Genomic DNA, 23182 nt, shown 5'->3' on the forward strand with positions numbered 1-23182 from the left:
GGGGGGTTCACCATGCCGCCGCAGGACCGGATCGAAGTGCGGGTCGCCGCCGCCGAATTACCGCACCACGACCCTTTGGAGTTGTACGAGCGACTGCTCGACGTATCGGGGCCCGAGGACGTCTTCCTCCTGGAGAGCAGGGCCGGCGCCGCTCCCGACCGCCGTTCCGCCGTCGTCGGTGCCGGGCGCCTCGCCGAGATCCGGGTCTTCGCGGAGCATGTGGAGATCGACGGCGTGCCCGCTGTGGCGTCCGCCCTGGCCCGGGCCGCCGAGGAGGCGGGGCTGCTCCCCGAGGATCCGGCGCCCTCAGCCGGAGCGGGTCCCCGCAGGCTGCGCATGACCGGCCCCGACGCCCTCTGGCGTCTGCTGCCCCTGGCACAGCAGGTCTTCGACGTGGAGACCCGGACGCCGCAGACGTCGTACGCCTTCGGCTTCCTGACCTCACTCGCCTACGAGTCCGTCTGGCACATGGAGACGCTGCCTCCCCGCACGAAGCGGGCGAACGGCCCCGACATCACGCTCACGCTCTTCCGTGACACCGTGTGGTACGACCTGACCACCGCCACGGTGCGTCATCTCGCGGCCGAGAGCCGGGCGTTCGGGGACCGCGCACCGGATGTCCCGTCCCTGCCGGACCTGGCCGCACGGGCCGCGCACGAGCCGGCCGCCACCGGCGCCGTGCCGCCCGCTCCCACCCCGGCGTCCGTGCACGACACCGTCAGCCGCGAGTCGTTCCTGTCGTGGGCCCGCCGATGCCTGGAGCACATCCGGATCGGGGACATCTACCAGATCCAGATCGGCCACCGCATCGACGTACGCACCGAACTGGCCCCCGTCGACGTGTACCGGCGGCTGCGCGGACGCAACCCCTCGCCGTACATGTACCTGATGCCCCGCGCCGGCCGGCAGCTCATCGGTGCCAGCCCCGAGCTGTACTTCCGGATCGAGGGCGACGAGATCGAGATGCGTCCCATCGCCGGCACCGCGCGCCGGGGCCCGGACGAGGAGGAGAACGCGCGGCGCGTCAAGGAGATGCGCGAGAGCACCAAGGAGCGCGCCGAACACATCATGCTGGTCGACCTGTGCCGCAACGACATCGGGCGGGTGAGCCGCCCCGGCACCCTGCCCGTGGACCGGCTGATGGCCGTGGAGTCCTATTCGCACGTGTTCCACCTGGTCTCCACGGTCACCGGGCACCTCGACGAGGCCATGGACACCTGGGACGCGGTGCGCGCGACGTTCCCCGCCGGGACGATGACCGGCGCGCCGAAGGTACGGGCCATGGAGATCATCGACGGCTTCGAGCAGGAGGCCCGGGGCAGCTACGCGGGCGCCGTGGGGCTGGTGGACGTGCGCGGCTGGAGCGAACTCGCCCTGTGCATCCGTTCGATCGAGTACGACGGGACCACGTACTCGACTCAGAGTTCGGCCGGGATGGTGGCGGAGTCGGATCCCGAGTCGGAATGGCGGGAGACACTGGCGAAGATGGGCGCCGCCCACTGGGCCCTCACCGGGGAGGAACTGCGATGAAGGTCCTGCTGATCGACGCCTACGACAGCTTCGTGCACGTCATCGACCGGTATCTGTGTCATCTCGGCGCGCAGACGCGGGTGGTGCGTTCACTGACCCGCACCGTCGACGAACTCGCCGGGTACGAACCGGATGCCGTGGTCCTCGGGCCCGGCCCCGGGCATCCGGCCGAGTCGGGCCACGTGGAACTGGTGCACGAGTTCGCCGGCCGGGTGCCGTTGCTCGGCGTCTGCCTGGGGCACCAGGCCATCGCCTTGGCCCACGGAGGGCGGATCGAGGTCGCCGACCAGGTGATGCACGGGCGGATCAGCACCGTGCGGCACGACGGCACGGGCCTGTTCGCCGGACTCGGGTACACCCTGAACGCCACCCGGTACCACTCCCTCGTGGTCGCCGAACCGCTGCCGGAGGACCTGATGACCACGGCCGTCGCCCTCGACCACGGATACGTGATGGGGCTGCGGCACCGCACCCTGCCCGTGGAGGGTGTCCAGTTCCACCCCGAATCCGTGATGACCACCGGGGGCCTGACCCTGCTGGACAACTTCCTCGCCATGGCCGCGGACGAGCTCAGCCGGGAGCGGCCGCTCAGCGGGATCTGACGCGCGCCAGCACACGGACGGCCTCGGTGATGCCCGAGCGCGGCAGATGCGCGTGGCCCACGACGAGCGCGGGCGCGCCCCCTCGTGGGCGGGCGTGGAAGGCTGCGCCGCCGCGGACGACGACGGAGCGCAGCAGCGCCCCGGCCACCAGGGCCGTCTCGTCGGTGTGCCGCGGCAGCCGGACGTACGCGTGCAGCCCCGCCGCCCGGCCGAGTACCTCCGCGTCGGGCAGGTGCCGGCGGACCGCCTCCTCGAGGGCGTGCCTGCGGGTGCGCGCCCGGGCGTTGAGCCGCCGCAGATGGCGGTCGAACAGCCCGCCGCGCAGCAGTTCGGCGAAGGCCAGCTGGGTGAGCGACTCCGTGCCCAGGTCGTGCCGGGCGCGCTCGCGCAGCAGCCGGTCCAGCAGGCCGGGAGGCGCGGCGAGCCAGCCGAGCCGCAGCCCCGGGGCGAGCAGTTTGCTCGCCGTGCCCGCGTAGACGACGTGGTCGGGTGCCAGCCGTTGCAGCGCCAGCGGCCGGGGGCCGGGTTCGTACCACAGGCCACCGTCGTAGTCGTCCTCGACGATCAGACCGCCGACGTCCCGGGCCCAGCGTACGAGGTGCTCGCGACGGTCCGGGCTCAGCGTCACGCCGGTCGGGAACTGGTGCGCGGGGGTGACCAGCACGGCGCGCAGCCCCGTCGCGGCCAGCGCCGTCACATCGAGGCCCGCCTCGTCGACCGGCAGCGGCACCGGCCGCACACCGCGCTCCAGGAGGAACTGCCGCTGCCCGGGGTGGCCCGGGTCCTCCACGCCGATCGCGTCCACACCGTCCCGGCGCAGCACTCCGCACAGCAGGCCGAGCGCCTGGGAGAACCCGCCCACCACGGCCAGCCCCTCGGCCGTGGCCCGTACACCGCGTGCCCGCCCCAGGTACTGGGCGAGTTCGAGGCGCAGCCCGGGGGCTCCGGCCAGGGGCGGGTAGGCGTGCGCCGAGGGTGCGGCCGACCGCAGGGCGCGCTCGTAGCAGGAGAGCCATTCCCGGCGCGGGAAGTCGGGCAGATTGCCGCCACCGGGCCGCAGGTCCCAGCGGGCGCCGGGCACCCGGTCCTCCCGGAGAAGCGCCGGCACGACCGGCTGGGTGGCCAGGTGTCCGACGACGCGGGTGCCGGCCCCCTGGACCGCCTCCAGGTACCCCTCGGCGACGAGCTGGCCGTACGCCTCCACGACCACGCTGCGCGAGACGTCAAGGTCGTCCGCGAGACGGCGGCTGGACGGCAGCCGGGTGCCCGCGTGCAGACTGCCCGCCGCTATCTCGCCCTTGATGAAGCGCTGTATCTGCGCGGTCAGGGACACCTCGGAATCCCGGACGACTTCCACCGCCATATGGAGGGACATGGCCTTTCTCTCCTTCTGAATTGGACCGCATCTCCAGCCCGGCACTGGTCTGGTCCGGGAGCGCGCCGGACGGGAAACTGGCCGCACCGATCGACGTTCTGTTCACCCCGCAGACTTTCGAGGAGAATTCACGTGACCGCCGGACCGCAGACGTTCAGTTGGCCCGCATTGCTGAATTCACTGCTCGACCTGAAGAACGTGCCCGCGGGGGAAACCGAGTGGGCGATGGACCAGGTGATGTCCGGTGTCGCGGGGCCGGTCCGGCTGGCCGGGTTCCTGGTGGCGCTGCGGGCGAAGGGCGAGACCGTCGAGGAGATCGACGGCCTGGTCCGCGCCATGCGGCGGCATGCGGTGCCGCTCGACGTGCCGGGTCCCTCGGTGGACATCGTGGGCACCGGCGGGGACGGCTCGAACAGCGTCAACATCTCCACGATGTCGGCGATCGTGGCGGCCGGGGCCGGTCTCCGGGTCGTCAAGCACGGCAACCGGTCCGCGTCCTCCGCCTGCGGATCGGCGGACCTCCTGGAGGAGCTGGGGGTGACGCTGGAGCTGCCCGCGGACGACATCGCCGCCGTCGCCGAGGAGACCGGCATCACGTTCTGCTTCGCGCCCGCGTTCCACCCCGCCATGCGGTACGCGGCCGGGCCGCGCCGCGAACTCGGGGTACGCACGGTCTTCAACGCCCTGGGCCCGCTGCTCAACCCGGCCTCGCCCACCGGCACGGCGATCGGGGTGGCCGACGCGCGGCTCGCTCCGCTGCTGGCCGGGGTCCTTGCCCGGCGCGGGTCGTCCGGACTCGTGTTCCGGGGCGACGACGGAATGGACGAACTCACGGTCACCACTACCTCCACGATCTGGTCGGTCACGGACACGGGGGTGCACAGGGAGACCTTCGACCCGCGGGACATCGGCATCGGGCTCGCCGCTCCCGGTGCTCTGGCCGGCGGCGACCGGGCGCACAACGCCCGGGTGGCGCGTGACGTCCTCGCCGGTCGGCGTGGACCGGTGCGCGACGCGGTGCTGCTTTCGGCGGCGGCCGGTGCCGCAGCGCTGCTGCGGGGCGACGGACGACCGGTCACGGAGAAGCTGGCGGACGGCGTGGAGCGGGCGGCGGAGTCGGTGGACTCGGGGGCGGCGGCGGCCGTACTGGAGCGCTGGGCGGCCGTCACGACCAAGCGGGCGCAGGCGGCGGCCCTGCCCCACGGATGAGGCCGGCCGCCGGCGTTCGGCCGGTCTCCCGGCCGCGCCGCGCGCCCGAGGAGCCTCGGGGAGGCCCGGGCACCCGCGCGCCCCGCCCGGCACCTGGGGAGCACGTGCCGGACGAACACGGGGGCACACCCGCGCCTCCCCCGACCCGCTCAGACGCGCGACGCGGCCAGGAGGCCGGCCACCGCCGCGCGGGGGTCGCCCCGGGTGACCAGGGCCTCTCCCACGAGGACCGCGTCCGCGCCCGCCCTGGCGTACGCGGCCATGTCCCCGGGTCCGCGGACACCGGACTCGGCGATCCGCACCAGGCCTTCGGGGATGTGCGGCGCGACTCGTGCGAAGGTGCCGCGCTCCACCGCCAGCGTCGTCAGATCACGGGCGTTGACGCCGATCACCGTGGCGCCGGACTCCACCGCCCGCTCCACCTCGGCCTCGTCGTGCACCTCCACCAGCGGAGTCAGCCCCACCTCCCGTGCCAGTGCGACGAGTTCGGCCAGCTGAGCGCGGCCCAGCGCGGCGACGATCAGCAGGACCATGTCGGCGCCGTACGCACGCGCCTCCCACACCTGATAGGGGTCCACCACGAAGTCCTTGCGCAGCACGGGGACGTCGACACGGGCGCCGACGGCCTCCAGATCCGCCAGGGAACCGCCGAAGCGGCGCTCCTCGGTCAGGACGCTGACCGCGGACGCGCCTCCTGCCGCGTAGTCGGCGGCGAGGGCCGCCGGGTCACGGATGCCGGCGAGCGGCCCCCGCGAAGGGCTGGCGCGCTTCACCTCCGCGATGACCCGGACCCGCGGGCCACCGCGCAGCAGCGGCACGCAGTCCCGCCCCGCGCCGCGGGCCAGGGCCCGCGCTCGCAGGTCCGCCTCGGGCATCAGCTCGCGGCGCGACGCCATGTCCTCGCGCACGCCCCTGACGATGTCGTCGAGAGCATTCATCGTTGTGTCTTCCTCCCTGACCGTCAGGCTGTGACGGGACGATAAGCGGCCCGGCGGGGCGCGGAACACGTCCTTAAGCAGCGGCGAAAACTTCCACGTGAACGCCCGGGGCGGGGCGCGCCCCGGCGCGAATCCGCAGGCTGCGCCCGCCGTGGCCGGCCGCGGGACCGCGGTGGCGGTACGTCAGTGCCCTGTCAGTGCGTGTCTTCAGCATGGTCACGAAGGCGATGCGAACAACACATTTCTCCGTCCATTCCTCGGTAGGTTGGCGATCACGTGGCGAAGACTCCGGGCTGCTCAGCCCCGGCCGGGACGACGGACGAGCCCGCTTCGGGGGACGTCGCAACGACGGCCGTACGCGTCCCGCGGTGGACCGCGGACCAGACGGGTGCGCGGACCGCAGTGGCCGCCGAACTCGTTCTGCCCCCCGAACTGACCGCGCGGCTGCGCACGGTGGCCGCTCGCTGCGCCGTCCCCTTGGACACCGTGCTGCTGGCCGCGCACCTGAGAGTGGTCGCGGCGCTGACCTCCGACCAGAACCCGGTCACGGGACATGTGCCCGCCGGGGGCGATCCGGCCGCACCCCGCCCGCTGGGTATCCGGGGCGTGCTGCGCCGCAGCTGGCACGACCTGATCCGGCAGACGGCGGAGGCGAGTCGGCGCCCCCCGGCGGCGCACGGCACCCCCGTGCTCCAGCACGAGTCCGTGCTGGACCTGTCCGGGAAGGGTCCGGCGGCGGCGGGCCCGCCGCCGTTGTGGGTGAGCATCCACGTGCACACGGACCGGGTCATCGTGCGGGCCCGGTCCCGTTCGGACGTCATGTCCGAGGAGCACCTGACCCGGATCACCGGCTACCACGGCCGTGCCCTGGAGTTGCTCGCCGCCCATCCCGGGGCACCGGCGGGGGAGCGGAGCCTGCTCACCGAGGACGAACGGCGCACGCAGATCTACGGGCTGGCGGGCGAGTCGGAGCCCTTCGACGGGCGGCTGTTCGTCGAGCGGTTCGAGGAACAGGTCCGGTCGGCCCCGCACGCCGTCGCGGTTTCGCACGGCAGCCGGTCATGGACCTACGAGCGTCTCAACGTGAGCGCCAACCGGATCGCCCATGCGCTGCTGGCGGAAGGGCTCCGGGACGAGGACGTGGTGGCCGTCGTCATGGAGCGCGGCCTGGAATGGGCGGCGGCCACCATCGGCGTGCTCAAGGCGGGCGGCTGCTACCTGCCGGTGCAGCCCGACTTCCCCGCCGCCCGGATCGCCGCGCAACTCGACGGCGCCGGCTGCGGGTTCGTCCTCGGCGCCGGTGCGGCCACCATCGACAGGGACAGGGACAGGGACAGGGACAGGGACAGGGACAGGGACAGGGACAGGGACAGGGACCGCCGGTCGATCGACGCCGCGGCCCTGTGCGCCGGAGCCGGCGACGGCGTGACCGGGGCGGACGGCGTCGGCAACCCGGGCCGGCCGCTCGCGCCGCGCGGGCTCGCCTACATCTACTTCACCTCCGGGTCCACCGGCTCGCCGAAGGGTGTGATGTGCGAGCACGCGGGACTGCTGAACCACCTGCTGATGAAGGTGGCGGACCTGCGACTCGGCCCCGGCGACGTGGTGGCACAGACGGCCGCCCCGTCCCTCGACATCTCACTGTGGCAGCTGGTCGCCCCCTTGCTGACGGGCGGCAGCGCACGCATCGTGGACACCGACGTGCTCCTGGACGTCGACCGCTTCGTCACGGAACTGACCGCGTCGCGGGTCTCCGTCGCCCAGTTCGTCCCCTCCTACTTCGACGCGCTGGTCACGGCCCTGGAACGAGGCCCTCGCGATCTCGGCGTCCTGCGCGCCGTCTCCGTCACGGGTGAGGAACTGAAACCGCGGCTGCTGCACCGATGGTTCGCGTGCCGCCCGGACATCCGGGTCGTCAACGCGTACGGCGCGACCGAGGTCTCCGACGACACCATGCACGCGTTCTACGACCGGCCGCCCGAGGACCGACTCGTCACGCTCGGCCGGATGCGACGCAACGTGCACGGCTACGTCCTGGACGAGCAGGGCGGGCTGGCACCGCTCGGCGCGACCGGAGAGATCGTCTTCTCCGGCGTCGCCGTCGGCCGTGGCTACGTCAACGACCCCGAGCGGACCCGGGCGGCGTTCGTGCCCGATCCGTTCCGTCCGGGACAGCGGATGTACCGGACGGGCGACTTCGGGCGCTGGCTCCCCGGGGGCCGGCTTCAGTTCCTCGGCCGGCGCGACCAGCAGGTCAGGATCCGCGGCTTCCGGGTCGAGACCGGGGAGATCGAGAACCGGCTCATGGCCCTCGACGACGTGAAGGACGCGGTGGTCGTCGCCTCGGGCGCGGGCGAGAGACACCGGGTGCTGGTGGCCTTCCTGGCCGGCACGGTCCGCCGCGACGCCGGCCGGGTCCGAGGCGCCCTGTCCCGCCATCTGCCGGACTACATGATCCCCGCCCACTTCCACTGGCTCGACGCCCTGCCGGTCAACGAGAACGGCAAGGTGGACCGGAAGGTGCTCACCGAACTGGCCGGCACGCTCGGGCACGCCGACGTGCCCAGCACGGCGCCCACCACGCCCACCGAGCGGCGCCTCGCGATGGCCTGGGCGGAGGCCCTCAACGTCCCGCTGCAGAGCATCGGGCCGGCGGACAACTTCTTCGCGCTCGGGGGCACCTCGCTCGCGGCCGCCTGGCTCGTCGTCAAGCTGGACCGGCTCGTCTCACTGACCCAGATCGTCACCCACCCCGTGCTGGCCGATCTCGCCGCGGCCGTCGACGCCGGCCGGGGAGCGGACCTCCACGGGCCGGGTGCCGGACTGCTCCGCCCGCTGACCGGTGCGCTTCCCGGCCGGACCGTGCCCGAGAGCCGTCTGGTCTGCTTCCCCGGCGCGGGCGGCAATGCCGTCAACTTTCTCGCCCTGGCCCGGGAACTGGCCCCATGCGGTATCGAGGTGTACGGCGTCGAGCTGCCCGGACACGACTTCGTCCCCGGCACGGGGGATCTGGCGGAGGTGGCCGAGGTCGCGCGCCGCGTGGCGCGGGAACTGGGCGGGCTGACCGGCGTACCGCTCGTGCTGTGGGGCCAGCGGGAGGGCGCGGCGCACGCGCTCGCCCTGGCCCGGCTGCTGGAGGACGGCCCGCTTGCCCCCCGCCGGGTCTTCGTCGGCGGCGCCGCCCCGGACTGGCCGGCCGAGGTGCGGGCCCGGATGGACCGCGCCAACGCCATGAGCGACCAGGAGGTCGCCGCCACCCTCCTGCGCGAGGGCTCGTACGTCGAGTTCGACGGGCTCAAGCCCGAGCGGGCCCGGCTGCTCGGGCCCGCCTACCGTCACGACGTCCGCTCGGCCGGGGACTTCCTGCTGGCCGCCCGGCAGCGTCCGGCCGCCCACCGGGTCAAGGCGGGCATCGAGCTCGTCAGCGCCGAGGGCTCCTCGGCCGACCCGGCCGGGGACCAGGGGTGCGGCCCGTGGGACTGGCGGCTCCTGTCCGACGAGGTGTCGCACCGCCGGACCCCCGGTGGCGCAGCGCACTCCCCGCGCACGCGGGCGGCCGACGCGAAAGACGCGGTGCTCACCGCGCTGAACCGAACCGCCCCTTCGTCCACGTGAGGAAACGCATGCCCAACGACCCTGTGACGACCGCCGGTTCCCGTGGGGCCGGCGGGCTGACCGGGCGGATCGCCGCCGGCCCCGACGCGCTGCTGCGCGCCGAGGTGCTCGAGCCGCAACTCCGCTTCGAGATCGACGCCCTGCTGCCCTGGTACGTCCAGCTGGAGAAGGTGCTGCTGCTGGAGTACCGCCGGCTCGGCCTGCTGGACGGCGCCCAGGTCGGCGCCGTCGCCGACCTGCTCGACCGGGTCACGCCCGAGGCCGTCACCCGGGAGGCCGGGGAGAGCATGAGCGACATCGCCTTCACCCTGGAGCGGCACGTCGCCCGGGGGCTGACCGCGGTACCGCCCGCGTGGCACGTCGATCGCAGCCGTAACGACCTCCAGGCCGCGGCCCAGCAGATGCAGGGCCGGGCGCGGCTGCTGGAGTGCGCCGAACAGCTGATCGCGTTCGGCCGCACCGCGCTGCGGACGGCCCGGCGCGGTGCCGGCCTGGTGATGCCCGGCTACACCCATATGCAGCCGGCGCAGGTGATCAGCCCCGCGTTCTACTTCGCGGCACTGTGCGACCAGGTGCTGCACACCCTGGAGCGGCTGGAGTCGGTGTACCGGACCGCCGACGCCTCACCGATGGGCGCGGGGGCGATGGCGGGCCAGGAACTGCCCTGGGACCGGGCCCGGATGGCCGCGCTGCTGGGCTTCACCGAGGTCCGTACCCATGCGCTTCGGGCGGTGGCCCAGCGCGACTGGGCGCTGGAGGCCTGCGCGGAGTTCTCGCTGCTGGGCGTCACGCTGAGCCGCTTCGTCACCGACCTGATGACCTGGGGCGGCGCCGGCTACGGCTTCGTCGACCTGCCGGACCACTGGTCGGGCATCTCCTCCGCGATGCCGCAGAAGAAGAACTTCCCGGTGCTGGAGCGGATCCGGGCGCGTACGGCCCATCTCGGCGCCGCCTACACGGCCATCGCGACCGGGCAGCGCTCCACCCCGTACAGCAACTCCGTCGAGATCTCCAAGGAGGCCAGTGCCGGGGTGCCCGCCGCCTTCGACACCGTCGGGTCGGTCCTGCGGCTGTTCGGCGCGGTGTTGGACAACCTGCGTTTCCGCGAGGACCGGATGCGCGAGGCCTGCGAGAGCGAATACCTGGGCGGGTTCACGCTCGCCAACCTGCTGACCCTGCGAGCCGGGGTTCCCTGGCGCACCGCCCAGGTGGCCGCCGGGCGTTACATCGTCCAGGCCGTCGAACGCGGCCTGTCTCCGGCGGAACCCGACGGCGCCCTGCTCGACGCCGTGCTGGCCGCGGAGGGACACACGGCGCAGAACGCCGCGGACCTGCTCGCGGAGTCGATGAGCGTGCCCGGCGCGCTGACGGCGAAGCGGTCGGACGGCTCGGCGAGTCCGGACGCCGTCCGCTCCCTGCTCACCGACCAGGAGACGGCGTTCGACGCGCTGGAGAAGAGCTGGCACGGCCGACGGGCCGGCATCGACGCGGCGGCGGCCGAGGTCGACCGGCTGCTCGCCGGGCCTGAGGGACGGCAGGAGTGGTGAGGTCACCCGACGCCGTCCTGGGGCCGGATGCCCCGGAGCGCTCCCCGGTGCCGTTCGCCGCGGTGACCGGGATGAGCACCGCGTCGGGCACGTTCGGCGAGCTGCTCCAGGGGATGCTTCCCGAGGAGAACGGCGACTTCCTGGTCACGCTGCCCATCGCCCGGTGGTCCCGGGTGACCTTCCACGGCATGCCCGGCACCGACGCGCTGGAGGTCCGGCCCGCCCACAAGCGCAAGGCGCTGCGGCTCGCCGGGATGATCATGGAGTCCTCGGCGACACCGATGGGCGGGCTGCTGACCATCGAGAGCACCCTGACCGAGGGGAAGGGACTGGCCAGCTCGTCCGCCGACCTGGTGGCGACGGCACGCGCGGTGGCCAACGCCCTGGGCGAACCGATGCCACCCCGGCGTATCGAGTCGCTGCTGGCGCGGATCGAGCCGACCGACGGGGTGCTCTACCCGGGCATCGTGGCGTTCTACCACCGCCGGGTGGCACTCCACAGTGAGCTGGGGTCCCTGCCGTCGATGACGGTGGTGGGTGCCGACGAGGGCGGCGAGATCGACACGATCGCCTTCAACCGCATTCCGAAGCCGTTCTCCGCGGCGGACCGCGCGGAATACGCGCGGCTGCTGGAGCGGATGGCCACGGCGGTGTCCGGCGCGGACCTCGCCGAGGTGGGCGAAGTGGCCACGCGCAGCGCCCTGATGAACCAGGTGCTGCGCCCCAAGAAGAAGCTCGAGGCCATGATCGACACCTGTCGTCAGGTGGGCGGGCTCGGTGTGGTGGTCGGCCACAGCGGGACGTGCCTGGGGGTGCTCCTCGACACGGCCGAACCCTCGTATCCGCAGCGGCTGGTGGACGCCGCGAGCGCGTGTTCCGAACTCGTCGGAAATGTCACGGTGTACCGGACCTTGAGCTTCGACCGATGAACTCCGGCGCTTCGCCGGCCCGGCGCAGGGATGGGAAGAGAGAGCGCACATGCTGAGCCAGAACGTGATCGAGGCCATCGGCAACACCCCGCTGGTACGTCTGCGGCCGGGGGCCGACCGGGATGTCCGGGTCTACGCGAAACTCGAGATGAACAACCTTTTCGCGATGAAGGACAGGGTGGCACGGCAGATCATCACCGAGGCGCGGGCCACCGGTGCGCTGGCCGAGGGCGCCCCGATCGTGGAGAGCTCCTCGGGCACGATGGCCCTCGGAGTCGCGCTGGTGGGCACCGCCCTCGGCCACCCGGTGCACATCGTCACCGACCCCCGGATCGACCGGACGACGCTCGCCAAGCTGGAGGCTCTGGGCTGCGAGGTGCACGTGGTGTCCGCGATGGACGCCCACGGCTGGCAGGGGGCCCGGCTGACCCGGCTGCGGGAGATCATGGACGCCAACCCGGGGGCCTTCTGGCCGCGGCAGTACGAGAACCCGCAGAATCCGGCCGCCTACCGGCACTTGGCGCACGAACTGCTCGCCGACCTCGGCACGGTGGACGTCCTGGTCGGCGCCGTGGGCAGTGGCGGATCCCTGTGCGGCACCTCACGGGTGCTGCGGGAGTCGCTGCCGGAGCTGTACGTGGTCGGGGTGGACTGCGTCGGCAGTGTGCTCTTCGGCCAGCCCGACCGGCCCCAGCGGCTGCAGAGCGGGCTGGGCAACAGCCTGCACCCGAAGAACCTCGACCACGCCCTGATCGACGAGGTCCACTGGCTCAACGACCGCGAGGCCTTCGGTGCCACTCGTGAACTGGCCCGCACGGAGAAGCTGTTCGCGGGCAACACGTCCGGTTCGGTGTACCGGGTTCTGGAGGCCATGGCCGCGCGGGCCGCGCCGGGTACGACCGTCGTCGGGATCTTCCCGGACCGCGGTGACCGTTACGCCGACACCGTGCACAGCGACGCGCACTGGGCCGAGAAGGAGTTGCAGCGCCTGCCGGTGGCCTCGGTGCCGCGACAGGTGCTCGACGGAGCCGAGGTCCACAGCTGGTCGTTCCGCCGCAACCGCGCGGACGCCCCGCGCCCGGCCTTCGTCTTCGTGGAGTCCAATACCACCGGCACCGGAATGCTGGCGCTGCGGATCGCGGCGGAGGCCGGCTACGAGCCGGTGCTGGTGACCGGCGACTCCACGCGGTACAAGGGGCTGGCCGAGACCGGCGCGACGGTCGTGGACGGTGACACCGACGACCCCGACGCGCTGGTCCGGGCCGTGACCAAGGCGTTCGAACCGGGCTGTATCGCCGGGGTCTCCACCACGAGCGAGTTCTATCTGGCGGCAGCGGCCGGGCTGGCCACCGCGGTGGGCCTGCCCGCGGAGGGCGCCGAGGCGATCGCCGGCTGCCGGGACAAGGGACGGCTGCGCGAGACGCTGGAGCGGGCCGGGATCGGGCAGCCGCGGTTCGAGGTCGTCCAGGACGGTCCGTCCGCCGCGGCCGCGGCGGAGCGCCTCGGTACTCCCTGTGTGGTCAAGCCGGTCGACGACTCCGGATCGACGCGGGTCCGCCGCTGCGACTCGGCGCAGCAGGCCGCCGAACTGGCCGGGGAGATCACCGCCCGCACCACCAACGGGCGCGGTCAGCCCATGGCGGGCCGGGCCCTGGTCGAGCAGTATCTGGATGCGCCGGAGTACAGCGTGGAGATGTTCGGGATCGACGGCGTGCACCATCTGATCGGCATCACCGAGAAGACCGTGACCGGCGCACCCCACTTCGTGGAGTCCCGGCACCTCGTGCCCGCCGACCTGCCGGCCGAGGCGGCGCGGGAGATGACCGGGACGGTGTCGGCGGCGCTGCGGGCGACGGGCCTGGGCCGCGGCCCCAGTCACACCGAGGTGAAGCGGACCGCGACGGGCAGTGCCGTCGTCGAGATCAACCCGAGGCTCGCGGGCGGTCTGATACCCGAGCTGTACCGCCTCGCGACCGGTGTCGATCTGCTCGCTGCCCAGGTGGCCCACGCCGCCGGAACGACACCGCTGCTCCCCGACGGCTGCACGCGGCACGCCGGCATCCAGTTCATCCTGCCGGACGAGCCGGGAGTGCTGGAGGGCGTGACCGGGCTGGAGGAGGCCCGGGCGGTTCCCGGGGTGGAGCGTGTGACTGTCACCGCCGCAGCGGGGACGCGGGTGGCTCCGCCCACGGACGCGTACGGGCGGATCGGGTACGTCGTCGCCGTCGGAGAAAGCCGCAAGACGGTCGTCGAGGCCCTCGACCGGGCCATGGCACTGGTCCGGGTCGCCCTGTGCGACCGGTGGGCGGGAGCCGCTCCGTCCGGTGCCGACGGTCGCGTCGCCCACGAGAACGCCTCGTTCACCACGGTCTCTCCGGTGGCGACCGAGCCGAACGCGGGCGCCGGTGAGCGACCCGAAGGGCCGCGCCCCGTAGGCGGTGGGCCCCAAGAAGGCCCCTTCGGCCGGTAGTTGCTTCTGCGCCAAGCTCCCGGCAGCTGCTGACCTGGCTCTTCGGATGTCCCCACGGACCCCGCTCCCCGAAATCGGGGAGCGGGGTCCGTGTCGAATGGCCGGATGTGGACCAACTGCCGTCCGCCAGGCCCCAGATGACCCGAACACCGATTGACGACACACGCTCTTACGCCTGTAAGCTCAGACTTACATGTAGAAGAGATAGTCGACGTGAGTAAGGGGCTGGAGACAGTGGAGAAACGCTCGGTCACCGTTCGGGTGGCGAGTTGGAGCGCGGCCCACCCCTGGCGCGCCATCGTCGGCTGGTTCGTCTTCGTCGCCCTGTGCCTCGGAGCGTCGGCCGCCGCCGGGACCAACAGCGCCACCACCGAGGACTACCGGGTCGGCAAGGCCGGGAAGGCGGAGGCGATCGCGACGGAGGGCGGCCTGCAGCGTCGGCCGGTCGAGCAGATCGTCATCGACTCCCGGTCCGGCACGCTGGACGTGTCCGCGGCCCGGGCCGCCGCCGCGGATGTCACCGCACGGATGAAGCGGCTTCCGGAGGTCGACCGGGTGGAGAAGCCGGTCCTCTCCCGGAACGGCAAGGTCCTGATGGTCGAGGTCGTCATGGCGGGTGAGGAACTCGCCGCGCGCAAGAAGGTCGGCCCGCTGGTCGAGCAGACCGAGGCCGTGCAGAAAGCCCACCCCGGCCTGCGGGTGGCGGAGACCGGCGGCCCGTCGATGAGCAAGGGCCTCGACGAGCAGCGCAGCGACGACCTGGCCTTCTCCGAGATGCTCACCCTGCCGGTCACGATCATCACGCTGATGATCGCCTTCGGTTCGGTGATCGCGGCCGGTGTCCCGGTCCTGCTGGCGCTCTCCTCCATCGCCGCCGCCATGGGCCTGTCCGCCCTCGCCTCGCACGCACTGCCGGACGCCGGCGTCGGCAACAACATCATCCTGCTGATCGGCCTGGCCGTCGGCGTCGACTACTCGCTCTTCTACCTCAAGCGGGACCGCGAGGAACGGGCGCGGGCCGGTGGGCAGCTCGACTCCCAGGCCGTAGTGGAACTGGCCGCGGCCACTGCCGGCCGGGCCATCGTGGTCTCCGGTCTGGCCGTGATCGTCTCGACCGCGACGCTGTACCTCGCCACCGATGTCATCTTCTCCTCGCTGGCCACCGGCGCCATCATCGTCGTCACGGTCGCCATGGCCAGTTCGCTGACCGTGCTGCCCGCGCTGCTGGCCAAGCTGGGTGCCCGGTCCGAGCGCCGCAGGGCCCGCCGCGCGGCCCGCGGCAAGAGGGCCGGGGGCCAGGGCGGGACGAGCACGGTGTGGAACGCGCTGCTGCGGCCCGCGACCCGGCGTCCCGGGATCACCCTGCTGGTCTCGGTGCTCGTCATGCTGGGTCTGGCGGCGCCCGCCCTCGACCTGAAACTGAGCGTGCTGGGCCGGGACACCTTCTCCCGGGACATCCCCGCCGTGCAGACCTATGACCGGCTGACCGGCGCCTTCCCGGAGAGGCTCGTCCAGCACCAGGTGGTCGTGCGCGCCGACGCGGACCGCTCACCCCAGGTGGTGCGGGCGATGCGGGACCTGGGCCGGCGGGCCCAGGCGGACCCGATGTTCGCCCGGGGCACCGTCGCCGACCCGGTCTCCTCCAGCGACCGGAGGATCACCAGCCTGACGCTCTCCGTGCCGTTCAAGCCCAGTTCACCTCAGGCGCTGCAGTCGCTCGACCGCGTCCGTGACGACCTGCTGCCCGCGACCGTGGAGAAGGTGCCCGGTGCCGAGGCCTACGTCACCGGTGACATCGCCCGTGACGCCGACTATCTGGACCACCAGAACTCCAAGCTGCCGCTGGTCGTCGGCTTCCTGCTGCTGGTGACGTTCGCGGTGACGGTGCTGGCCTTCAGGTCGGTGGTCATCGGTCTGCTCGGCACCGCGCTCAACCTGCTCTCGGCGGCGTCCGCCTTCGGCCTGCTGGTCCTGGTCTTCCAGGGGCATTGGGCGGAGGGCATCCTCGACTTCCACTCCACCGGAGCGATCGGGGCCCGGGTGCCGCTGTTCCTGTTCGTCATCCTCTTCGGGCTGTCGATGGACTACCAGGTGTTCGTGGTCAGCCGGATCAGGGAGGCCGCGCTGCGCGGTGTTCCCACCCGCAAGGCCGTGCTGGACGGGATCGGCAGCTCCGCGGGCGTGGTGACGAGCGCGGCCGTGGTCATGGTCACGGTCTTCGCCAGCTTCGTCTTCCTCACCCTGGTCGAGATGAAGCAGATGGGCTTCGTCCTCGCCGCCGCGGTCCTGCTCGACGCCTTCATCGTGCGGATCATGATCCTGCCGTCCGCCCTGACCCTGTTGGGCGACGCGAGCTGGTGGCCGTCCCGAGGGGTGCGGGCGGCCCAGTCGAAGCAGACCGGACTGACGGCTTCCGTGCAGGCCTCTTCCAACCGAGCGCGCGCATCCGGGCGCGTATGAGCCACGGCTGCCTTCACCGGCAGCCGCGCGAACGGCCTTCTATTCCCCCGGGAAGGCCAGGTGCTGGGCCGTTCACCAGGTGAACGGCCCAGCACCATGTTGGCTCGGAAAAACATTCCGGAATGGCCGATTCCCCCGTCATATCGGCCAGGTATGGCGAACCCGGGAGTCTGATATTTCTCAGCGGCATCGGGGCGGGCGAGGATGTGATCACACAACGACGGGGGTTTTGAATCATGGAGATCCATATACTTGGACCACTTTTGCTCACCAGAGGAACACGGAGCTGGGGGGTGACATCAAAGCGGGTGAGCTCGGTGCTCGCCCTGCTTGCCCTGGCCCCGGCCCAGCCCGTTCCGTTCGACCAACTCGTGGACGAGCTGTGGGGTGACGAGCGAATCGCCAACGCGAAGAACGCCCTGCAGGCCAATGTGACCCGGCTGCGCAAACTGCTCGCGGCCGTGACCGGGAGGGAGGGCAGGGACCTCGTCCGCACCGTCGGCACCGGCTATCTGCTGGACGTCGAGCCCGCCTCGGTCGACGCGCACCGCTTCGCGGCCCTCGCGGACGAGGGGGCGTCCCTGGTCGGCAGGGGTCCCGCGGCGGCGGTGCACGTGCTGGAGGAGGCCCTGGGCATGTGGCGAGGCACGGCCCTGCTGGACGTGAGCGAGGGGTTCCGCTGCCGGACGGCGTCCGTGCGACTGGAGGAGCGTCGGCTCACGGCGTACGAGGACTGGGTCACCGCGAAGCTGGCGGTCGGCGCGGAACGCGTACCGGTGCCGGAACTGCGCCAGTTGGCCACCGAGCACCCCGGCCGGGAGCGCCTCAGTGAACTGCTGATGATGGCTCTGTACCGCGACGGCCGGCAGTCCGAGGCGCTCGACGTCTTCCACCAGGCCCGAAGACGCCTGGCCGACGACCTCGGTGTGGAGCCGGGGCGTTCGCTGCACACGGTGTACGAAGCGATCCTCCACCAGGACGACGTCCTCGGAAGGCCCCACGGATCTCTCATGTTGACCGGTTGACCGGCTGACCAGTCCTCCGGCGAGCGGAAGCGATAATTCCCCGACACCTCGCGATCATCATGGTTCAATTACCGTGGTGTTACGGTGGTCAGCGCGTTGCCCCTGCAATCAGGCGTGACGCGTGGTGGTGCGTGTCCGGGGGAGCGTGGGTCTGCAATGCGCGTCGAGTTACGGCATGCCCGACTCGTAGCCGCCATCGCAAATGCCGGGAGCATATCGTCGGCCGCGACCCTGCTGAATCTTCCCCAACCCGCCCTTTCCTCTCAGCTGCGCCGCCTGGAACGCGAGTTCGGCGGGGAGCTGTTCGTGCGCTCGCACAGCGGTGTGGTGCCCACGCCCCTCGGCGAACGACTGATCCCGATGCTCGTCGACCTCGCCCGGCGCGGTGACGACCTCATCGCCGAGGCGGCCGCCCAGAGCATGGAGACCCTGCGCGTCGGGAACGTCGAGTGGACGCCGCCCACCCTCAAGGGCGCGATCACCGCGTGCCTGCCCTCCGTGGAGGTGCAGACCGAGACCGTGGATCCGGCCGAGGCGATGAGCGCGGTTGCCGAAGGGCTGCTCACCCTGGCGGTGGTACCCAGTCCGCCCGACCGTCAGTCGGCCGAGGTCAGAAGGCTTCCGCTCAGCACGGAGGTCGTGGTCCGCGAGCCGGTGTGGCTGGCGGTGCCGCCCGGCCACCCTCTGTCCGGGCAGGACCTCGTCGGCCCGGCCGAGGTGCGGTCCCTGGAGTGGGTGCGCTACGCGCGCAGCCACTGGTTCCACGACCACGAGGAGGCGGCCTTCGCCGACCTCGTCGACGGCCTGCCCGCCCCCGCGCACCGGGTGCGCGGGCACCACGAGGCGATGAGCTGGGTCCGCGAGGCCTCGGTGGCCGCGCTGACGGTGCCGACCGGTGCCACCAAGGACGTCTCGCTCGTCCCGGTCGCCAACGCCCACATGTGCGAAATGCTGTTGGTGTGGCGCACCGGGTCGCTCAGCCGGGGAACCCTGGCGACCCTGGTGGACAACCTGCGCCGTTACTACTGCGACTACGCCCGCACCATCCCGCGCTTCTGGTCGTGGATGGTCGACCACCCCGAGGACTTCCACGAGGTCCGGCGCTTCCTGACGGATGCCCCGAAGGAAGGCTCCGGCTCGGGCTGAGCCGTCTCACAACCCCTCGCGCGCCCACGTCAGTTCACGGTCAGTGCCCTGTCAGCCGCGTGCTCCAGCATCGTGGCATGACTACAGCAGCCACCAGCGCCGAACGGCATGCCCAGATCAAGGGCATCATCTGCGACATCCTCGAGATCGAACCGTCCGACATGACCGGCAACAGCCGGTTCAAGGAGGATCACGAGGCCGACTCGATGGGCGCCATCGAGATCCTCTCCACCCTCGAGCGGACGTACGGGATCGACCTCGACCAGAGCGTGCTGCCCCGCATGGTCAACCTCGATGCCGTGGTCACCGTCGTCGACGAGGCCGTGGCCGCCAAGTAGCCGGCGCTGTCCGGCCGGGGGCCGCCCGGGCCGGGCGTGAGGGACTGGAGTACAGGGTGTACGACACAGATCAGCGGCCGCGCCGGGTGGTGATCACCGGACTCGGCCTGGTCACCAGCATCGGCCTCGGCGTCGAGGAGTTCCTGGCCGGTCTGCGGGCCGGACGCAGCGGGGCCAAACCCATCACGGCCTTCGACACCACCGGCTTCGCGCACTCCTACGGGTGCGAGGTCACCGACTTCGACCCGGCGGAATGGATCCGCACCTGGGAACCGGACGAACTGGGCCGGGCGACCCAGTTCTCCGTGGCGGCGGCCAACATGGCCGTCGCCGACGCGGGGATCGACCCGGAGGCACTGCGCGGCCGGCGGTCCATGGTGTCCGTCGGCACCACGGACGCCGAGTCCCGCGACCTCGACCTGCTGGTCGGCGAACAGCTGGACAAGGGCCCGGAGCACCTCACCCCCGGGGTGGTACGCCGGGCCCACGCCGCCCGACTGTCCTCGAGCATCGTCCGCGAGCTCGGGCTGACCGACGTCGAGGCCCTGACCATCCCCACCGCCTGCGCAGCCGGCAACTACGCCATCGGCAGCGGCTACGACGCCATCCGGGCCGGCGACGTCGACGTGGCCCTGTGCGGCGGGGCCGACGCCGTGTGCCGCAAGACCTTCGCCGGCTTCTACCGGCTGGGCACCATCGCCCCCGAGGTGTGCCAGCCCTTCGACCGGGACCGCAAGGGCATCCTCACCGGCGAGGGCGCGGGCATCCTCATGATGGAGAGCCTGGACTCCGCCCGGGCCCGAGGCGCCCGCATCTACGCCGAGATCCTCGGGTACGGGCTCACCTGCGACGCCCACCACCCCGTCGCGCCCGACCAGGACAGCCTCGCCCGCTGCATGGCACTGGCCCACCGCAACGCCGGAATCAGCACGGCGGACGTCGACTTCATCTCGGCCCACGGTACGGGCACCAAGGCCAACGACGTCACCGAGGCGGGCGCCATCCGCCAGGTCTTCGACACCCCGCCGCCCACCGTCTCCATCAAGTCGATGGTCGGCCACAGCATGGGCGCGGCGAGTGCCCTGGGCTCGGCCGCCTGCGCCCTGGCCATCGCCGAGGGTTTCATCCCGCCCACCATCAACCACCGGGAGACCGACCCGGACTGCGGTCTCGACTGCGTGCCCAATGAGGCGCGGACCGCCGAACTGTCCGTGGTGCAGAACAACGCGCTCGCCTTCGCGGGCAACAACGCCGTGCTCATCCTGGGCCGGCACCGGGAGGCCGCCTGATGTCCGAACTGGTCTTCTCCACATGGTCGGCGGTGTCCCCGTACGGAGTGGGCAGCGAGGCCTTCCGCACCGGGATCCGGGCCGGCCGCGGCGCGATCGGCGCCCTCGACCCGGCGACCCACCCGGGACCGTTCACCGAGGGCGCGCCGGTACCGGACTTCGACGTCACCGAACACATCGGCCGCAAGGGCACCCGCACCATGGACCGGGTCACCGCCCTCGCGGTGACCGCCGTCGGCCTCCTGCTGGCCGACGGCGGACCGGAGCTGACCTCACGGCCCGAGGAGACCGGGCTGGTGCTGGGCACCGGCTCGGGCAGCGTGCAGAGCATCATGGATTTCACGCGCGACTCGCTGGAGGGGGAGCGCCCGTACCACGTCGACCCGGCCCGCTTCCCGAACACGGTGATGAACCGGGCCGCCGGACAGAGCGCCATCTGGCACGGCATCAAAGGACCCAACACCACCATCGCCGGCGGCCGTCTGACCGGGCTGACCGCACTGAGCTACGCCACGCGGCTGCACCGCGGCGGCCACTGCGCGCGGGTGCTGTGCGGCGCGGCCGAGGAGTACTCCGTGCAGCGGGCTTGGCTGGAATGGCACGGCCGGGACGACGACGACCGGACGTCCCCGCTGGGCGAGGGCGCCGCGGTGTTCCTGTTGGAGACCGAAGAGGACGCCCGGGCCGCCGGCCGGCCGGTGCGAGCCCGTCTGCTGACCACCGGATTCCGTGCCTTCGCCGAACCGGGTGACGCCCAGGAGGCCCTGGCGGAGTGCGTCCGCGGCGCCCTGAAGCAGGTCGGCGCCCGCGCCGACGACGTGCGTGTGGTGGCGGTGGCGGACACCGGCGGAAGCCTGGCCGGCGTCGAGGAGGCCGCGATCAGGGCGGTGCTCGGCCCGACCGCGCCCGCCCCGCTCGGCAACCGCGCACTGCTGGGCGACACCTCGGCCGCGACCGCGAGCCTGCAACTCGCGGCGGTGCTGTCGGTGCTCGACGACGAGGAAACCCCACCCGGCGCGCTCGCCCTCGTGACGGCGGTCGACCGGGACGGCACGGTCGGCTGCGCGCTGCTCGCCGCCGCGACGAACGAGGAGAACTGAGTGGAGACGAACGCCCGCAGGGTGGCGCTGGTGACCGGGGGCTCCCGGGGCATCGGGCGGCACGTGGTCACGCAACTCGCGCGGGACGGCTTCGACGTCGCGTTCTGCTACCGGTCCGACGAGGAGGCCGCGCAGTCGGCGGCCCAGGAGGCCGAAAAGGAGGGTGCCGCCGTGTTCACCGCCCGCGTCGACGTCGCCGACGCCCGGGCGGTGCGGGACTTCGTACGGGCCACGGAGGACGCTCTCGGCCCGCTGCACGCGGCGGTCTCCTGCGCGGGCATCGTCCGCGACAACCCGCTCGTGATGCTGCCCGAGGAGGACTGGGACGCCGTCCTGCGCACCAACCTGGACGGCACCTACCACCTGTGCAAGGCCGCCGTCTTCTCCATGATGAAGCGCCGGGCGGGCACCGTCGTCACGATGTCGTCGGTCGCGGGCGTATACGGCAACGCGACCCAGACCAATTACTCGGCGTCCAAGGCCGGGATCATCGGCTTCACCAAGGCGCTGGCCAAGGAGTCCGGGCGCTACGGGGTGCGCGTCAACGCCGTGGCGCCGGGCTTCATCGACACCGACATGCTCTCCGGGCTCGCGCCCGAGCACACCCGGACGATGACCGAGCGCATCCCCCTCGGCCGCTTGGGCCGCCCCGGCGAGGTGGCGGACCTGGTGTCGTTCCTGGCCTCCGACCGGGCCGCCTACGTCACCGGACAGGTCTTCGGCGTCGACGGCGGCCTCGTCGTCTGACCAGGCAGGACACCTGACCCGGCAAGGAGCAGCATGCCCAAGAACAAGACCCCGCGCTTCTACTTCTCACTGCGCAGCCCGTACTCCTGGCTCGCCTACCAGGACCTGATGGAGCACCACAAGGACCTGGTGGAACGGCTGGAGTGGCTGCCGTTCTTCGAACCGGACGACCTCAGCGCGCGGATGCTGCGCGAACGCGGCGGACGGTTCCCGTACTCGGAGATGTCGAGGGAGAAGAACCGGTACGTCCTCCAGGACGTCGGCCGGATCACCAAGGCCCGCGGCATCACCGTGAACTGGCCGGTGGACGTCGACCCGGTCTGGGAAGTGCCGCACCTGGGTTACCTGGTGGCGGCCCGGGAGGGCCGGGGGCACGACTACATCGCCGCGGTCTACCGCGCCCGGTTCGGCGAGGGGCGCAACATCTGCGACCCGGCCACCATCGCGGACATCGGCTGCGAACTGGGGATCCACCCCGAGGTGATCTCCCGGGCCGAGGCGGACCCCGAGCTGCGCGAGCGCGGCGCGGACATCCTGATGGACGTATGCACGGACGGTGTGTTCGGGGTGCCGTTCTTCGTGCAGGGGTTCACCCGCTTCTGGGGGCTCGACCGGATGGACGCCTTCGTGGAACACCTGCGCACCCGGGCGCCCTCGGCGGCGTCCCTGGCCCCCGCCACCGCCGGTGCGGTGGGCGTCGGCCGCTCGGCCGACGACGGCCACGCCGGCGGTTGCGGCTGACCGTCAGGTCTCGGTCAGTGCGCTGTCAGCGTGCTCGACCACCATCTAGAACATCGCCGGCCCCTCCGTTCCGCCAGCCGGAACGGAGGGGCGGCGCTTCATGAGTGGCCCCCACTGGAGT

General features: G+C 72.2%; 17 protein-coding genes. 15 read left to right on the forward strand and 2 right to left on the reverse strand.

Annotated elements, in window-relative coordinates:
* The first annotated feature begins 12 nt into the window (after window positions 1-12).
* Both QOL88_RS26710 and QOL88_RS26715 read left to right on the forward strand, forming a co-directional pair.
* Window positions 13-1530, forward strand: a complete 1518-nt coding sequence (locus QOL88_RS26710; RefSeq protein ID WP_097220432.1) for an anthranilate synthase component I family protein — start codon at window positions 13-15, stop codon at window positions 1528-1530.
* Entirely contained in the window at window positions 1527-2132 is a 606-nt protein-coding gene (locus tag QOL88_RS26715; RefSeq protein WP_031108753.1) for an anthranilate synthase component II, read from the forward strand. Before QOL88_RS26710 ends, QOL88_RS26715 begins: the two co-directional genes overlap by 4 nt.
* On the opposite strand, the gene pdxR is transcribed toward QOL88_RS26715, so the two are convergent.
* On the reverse strand, window positions 2119-3507 hold the full coding sequence (gene pdxR / locus QOL88_RS26720; protein WP_097220435.1) for a MocR-like pyridoxine biosynthesis transcription factor PdxR: 1389 nt from the start codon (window positions 3505-3507) through the stop codon (window positions 2119-2121). The genes QOL88_RS26715 and pdxR overlap by 14 nt on opposite strands.
* Window positions 3508-3639: 132 nt before the next feature.
* On the opposite strand from pdxR, the gene trpD reads away from it, so the two are divergent.
* The gene (gene trpD / locus QOL88_RS26725; protein ID WP_373559308.1) at window positions 3640-4716 is read left to right on the forward strand and encodes an anthranilate phosphoribosyltransferase; all 1077 of its coding nucleotides are present in this window, start codon (window positions 3640-3642) and stop codon (window positions 4714-4716) included.
* 149 nt (window positions 4717-4865) lie between these two features.
* On the opposite strand, the gene trpC is transcribed toward trpD, so the two are convergent.
* Window positions 4866-5654, reverse strand: a complete 789-nt coding sequence (gene trpC / locus QOL88_RS26730; protein ID WP_097220441.1) for an indole-3-glycerol phosphate synthase TrpC — start codon at window positions 5652-5654, stop codon at window positions 4866-4868.
* A 276-nt stretch (window positions 5655-5930) separates the two neighbouring features.
* Here trpC and QOL88_RS26735 point away from each other — a divergent pair, with 276 nt between their 5' ends.
* The 12 genes from QOL88_RS26735 to QOL88_RS26790 all read left to right on the forward strand — a co-directional run bounded on the left by QOL88_RS26735 (window position 5931) and on the right by QOL88_RS26790 (window position 23061).
* Complete coding sequence (locus tag QOL88_RS26735) at window positions 5931-9269, forward strand: non-ribosomal peptide synthetase family protein (RefSeq protein WP_143668891.1); 3339 nt, start codon at window positions 5931-5933, stop codon at window positions 9267-9269.
* Between the two features lie 8 nt (window positions 9270-9277).
* Window positions 9278-10816, forward strand: a complete 1539-nt coding sequence (locus QOL88_RS26740; RefSeq protein WP_097220446.1) for an argininosuccinate lyase — start codon at window positions 9278-9280, stop codon at window positions 10814-10816.
* Window positions 10813-11745 (forward strand): GHMP family kinase ATP-binding protein, encoded by a 933-nt coding sequence (locus QOL88_RS26745; protein WP_257027900.1) that lies wholly within the window; start codon window positions 10813-10815, stop codon window positions 11743-11745. The genes QOL88_RS26740 and QOL88_RS26745 overlap by 4 nt, the downstream gene beginning before the upstream one ends.
* 49 nt (window positions 11746-11794) lie before the next feature.
* Window positions 11795-14215, forward strand: coding sequence for a pyridoxal-phosphate dependent enzyme (locus QOL88_RS26750; RefSeq protein WP_097220449.1), 2421 nt, complete (start codon window positions 11795-11797; stop codon window positions 14213-14215).
* A gap of 213 nt (window positions 14216-14428) precedes the next feature.
* Window positions 14429-16675, forward strand: a complete 2247-nt coding sequence (locus QOL88_RS26755; protein WP_257027901.1) for an MMPL family transporter — start codon at window positions 14429-14431, stop codon at window positions 16673-16675.
* A gap of 236 nt (window positions 16676-16911) precedes the next feature.
* Window positions 16912-17700: an AfsR/SARP family transcriptional regulator gene (locus tag QOL88_RS26760; RefSeq protein ID WP_097220452.1), complete on the forward strand. Its 789-nt coding sequence runs from the start codon at window positions 16912-16914 to the stop codon at window positions 17698-17700.
* 156 nt (window positions 17701-17856) lie between these two features.
* Window positions 17857-18846, forward strand: a complete 990-nt coding sequence (locus QOL88_RS26765) for a LysR family transcriptional regulator (RefSeq protein ID WP_097220455.1) — start codon at window positions 17857-17859, stop codon at window positions 18844-18846.
* A gap of 77 nt (window positions 18847-18923) precedes the next feature.
* Window positions 18924-19184: an acyl carrier protein gene (locus tag QOL88_RS26770; protein ID WP_031106514.1), complete on the forward strand. Its 261-nt coding sequence runs from the start codon at window positions 18924-18926 to the stop codon at window positions 19182-19184.
* 56 nt (window positions 19185-19240) lie between these two features.
* The gene (locus tag QOL88_RS26775) at window positions 19241-20473 is read left to right on the forward strand and encodes a beta-ketoacyl-[acyl-carrier-protein] synthase family protein (RefSeq protein WP_031106513.1); all 1233 of its coding nucleotides are present in this window, start codon (window positions 19241-19243) and stop codon (window positions 20471-20473) included.
* Entirely contained in the window at window positions 20473-21573 is a 1101-nt protein-coding gene (locus QOL88_RS26780; protein ID WP_097220458.1) for a beta-ketoacyl synthase N-terminal-like domain-containing protein, read from the forward strand. Before QOL88_RS26775 ends, QOL88_RS26780 begins: the two co-directional genes overlap by 1 nt.
* The gene (gene fabG, locus QOL88_RS26785) at window positions 21574-22320 is read left to right on the forward strand and encodes a 3-oxoacyl-ACP reductase FabG (protein WP_097220461.1); all 747 of its coding nucleotides are present in this window, start codon (window positions 21574-21576) and stop codon (window positions 22318-22320) included.
* A gap of 33 nt (window positions 22321-22353) precedes the next feature.
* Window positions 22354-23061 carry a 2-hydroxychromene-2-carboxylate isomerase gene (locus QOL88_RS26790; protein WP_097220464.1) on the forward strand — a complete coding sequence of 236 codons (708 nt, stop codon included), beginning with the start codon at window positions 22354-22356 and terminating at the stop codon, window positions 23059-23061.
* Window positions 23062-23182: the final 121 nt, after the last annotated feature.

The organism is Streptomyces sp. Ag82_O1-12, from assembly GCF_900182715.1.
GTDB lineage: Bacteria > Actinomycetota > Actinomycetes > Streptomycetales > Streptomycetaceae > Streptomyces > Streptomyces massasporeus.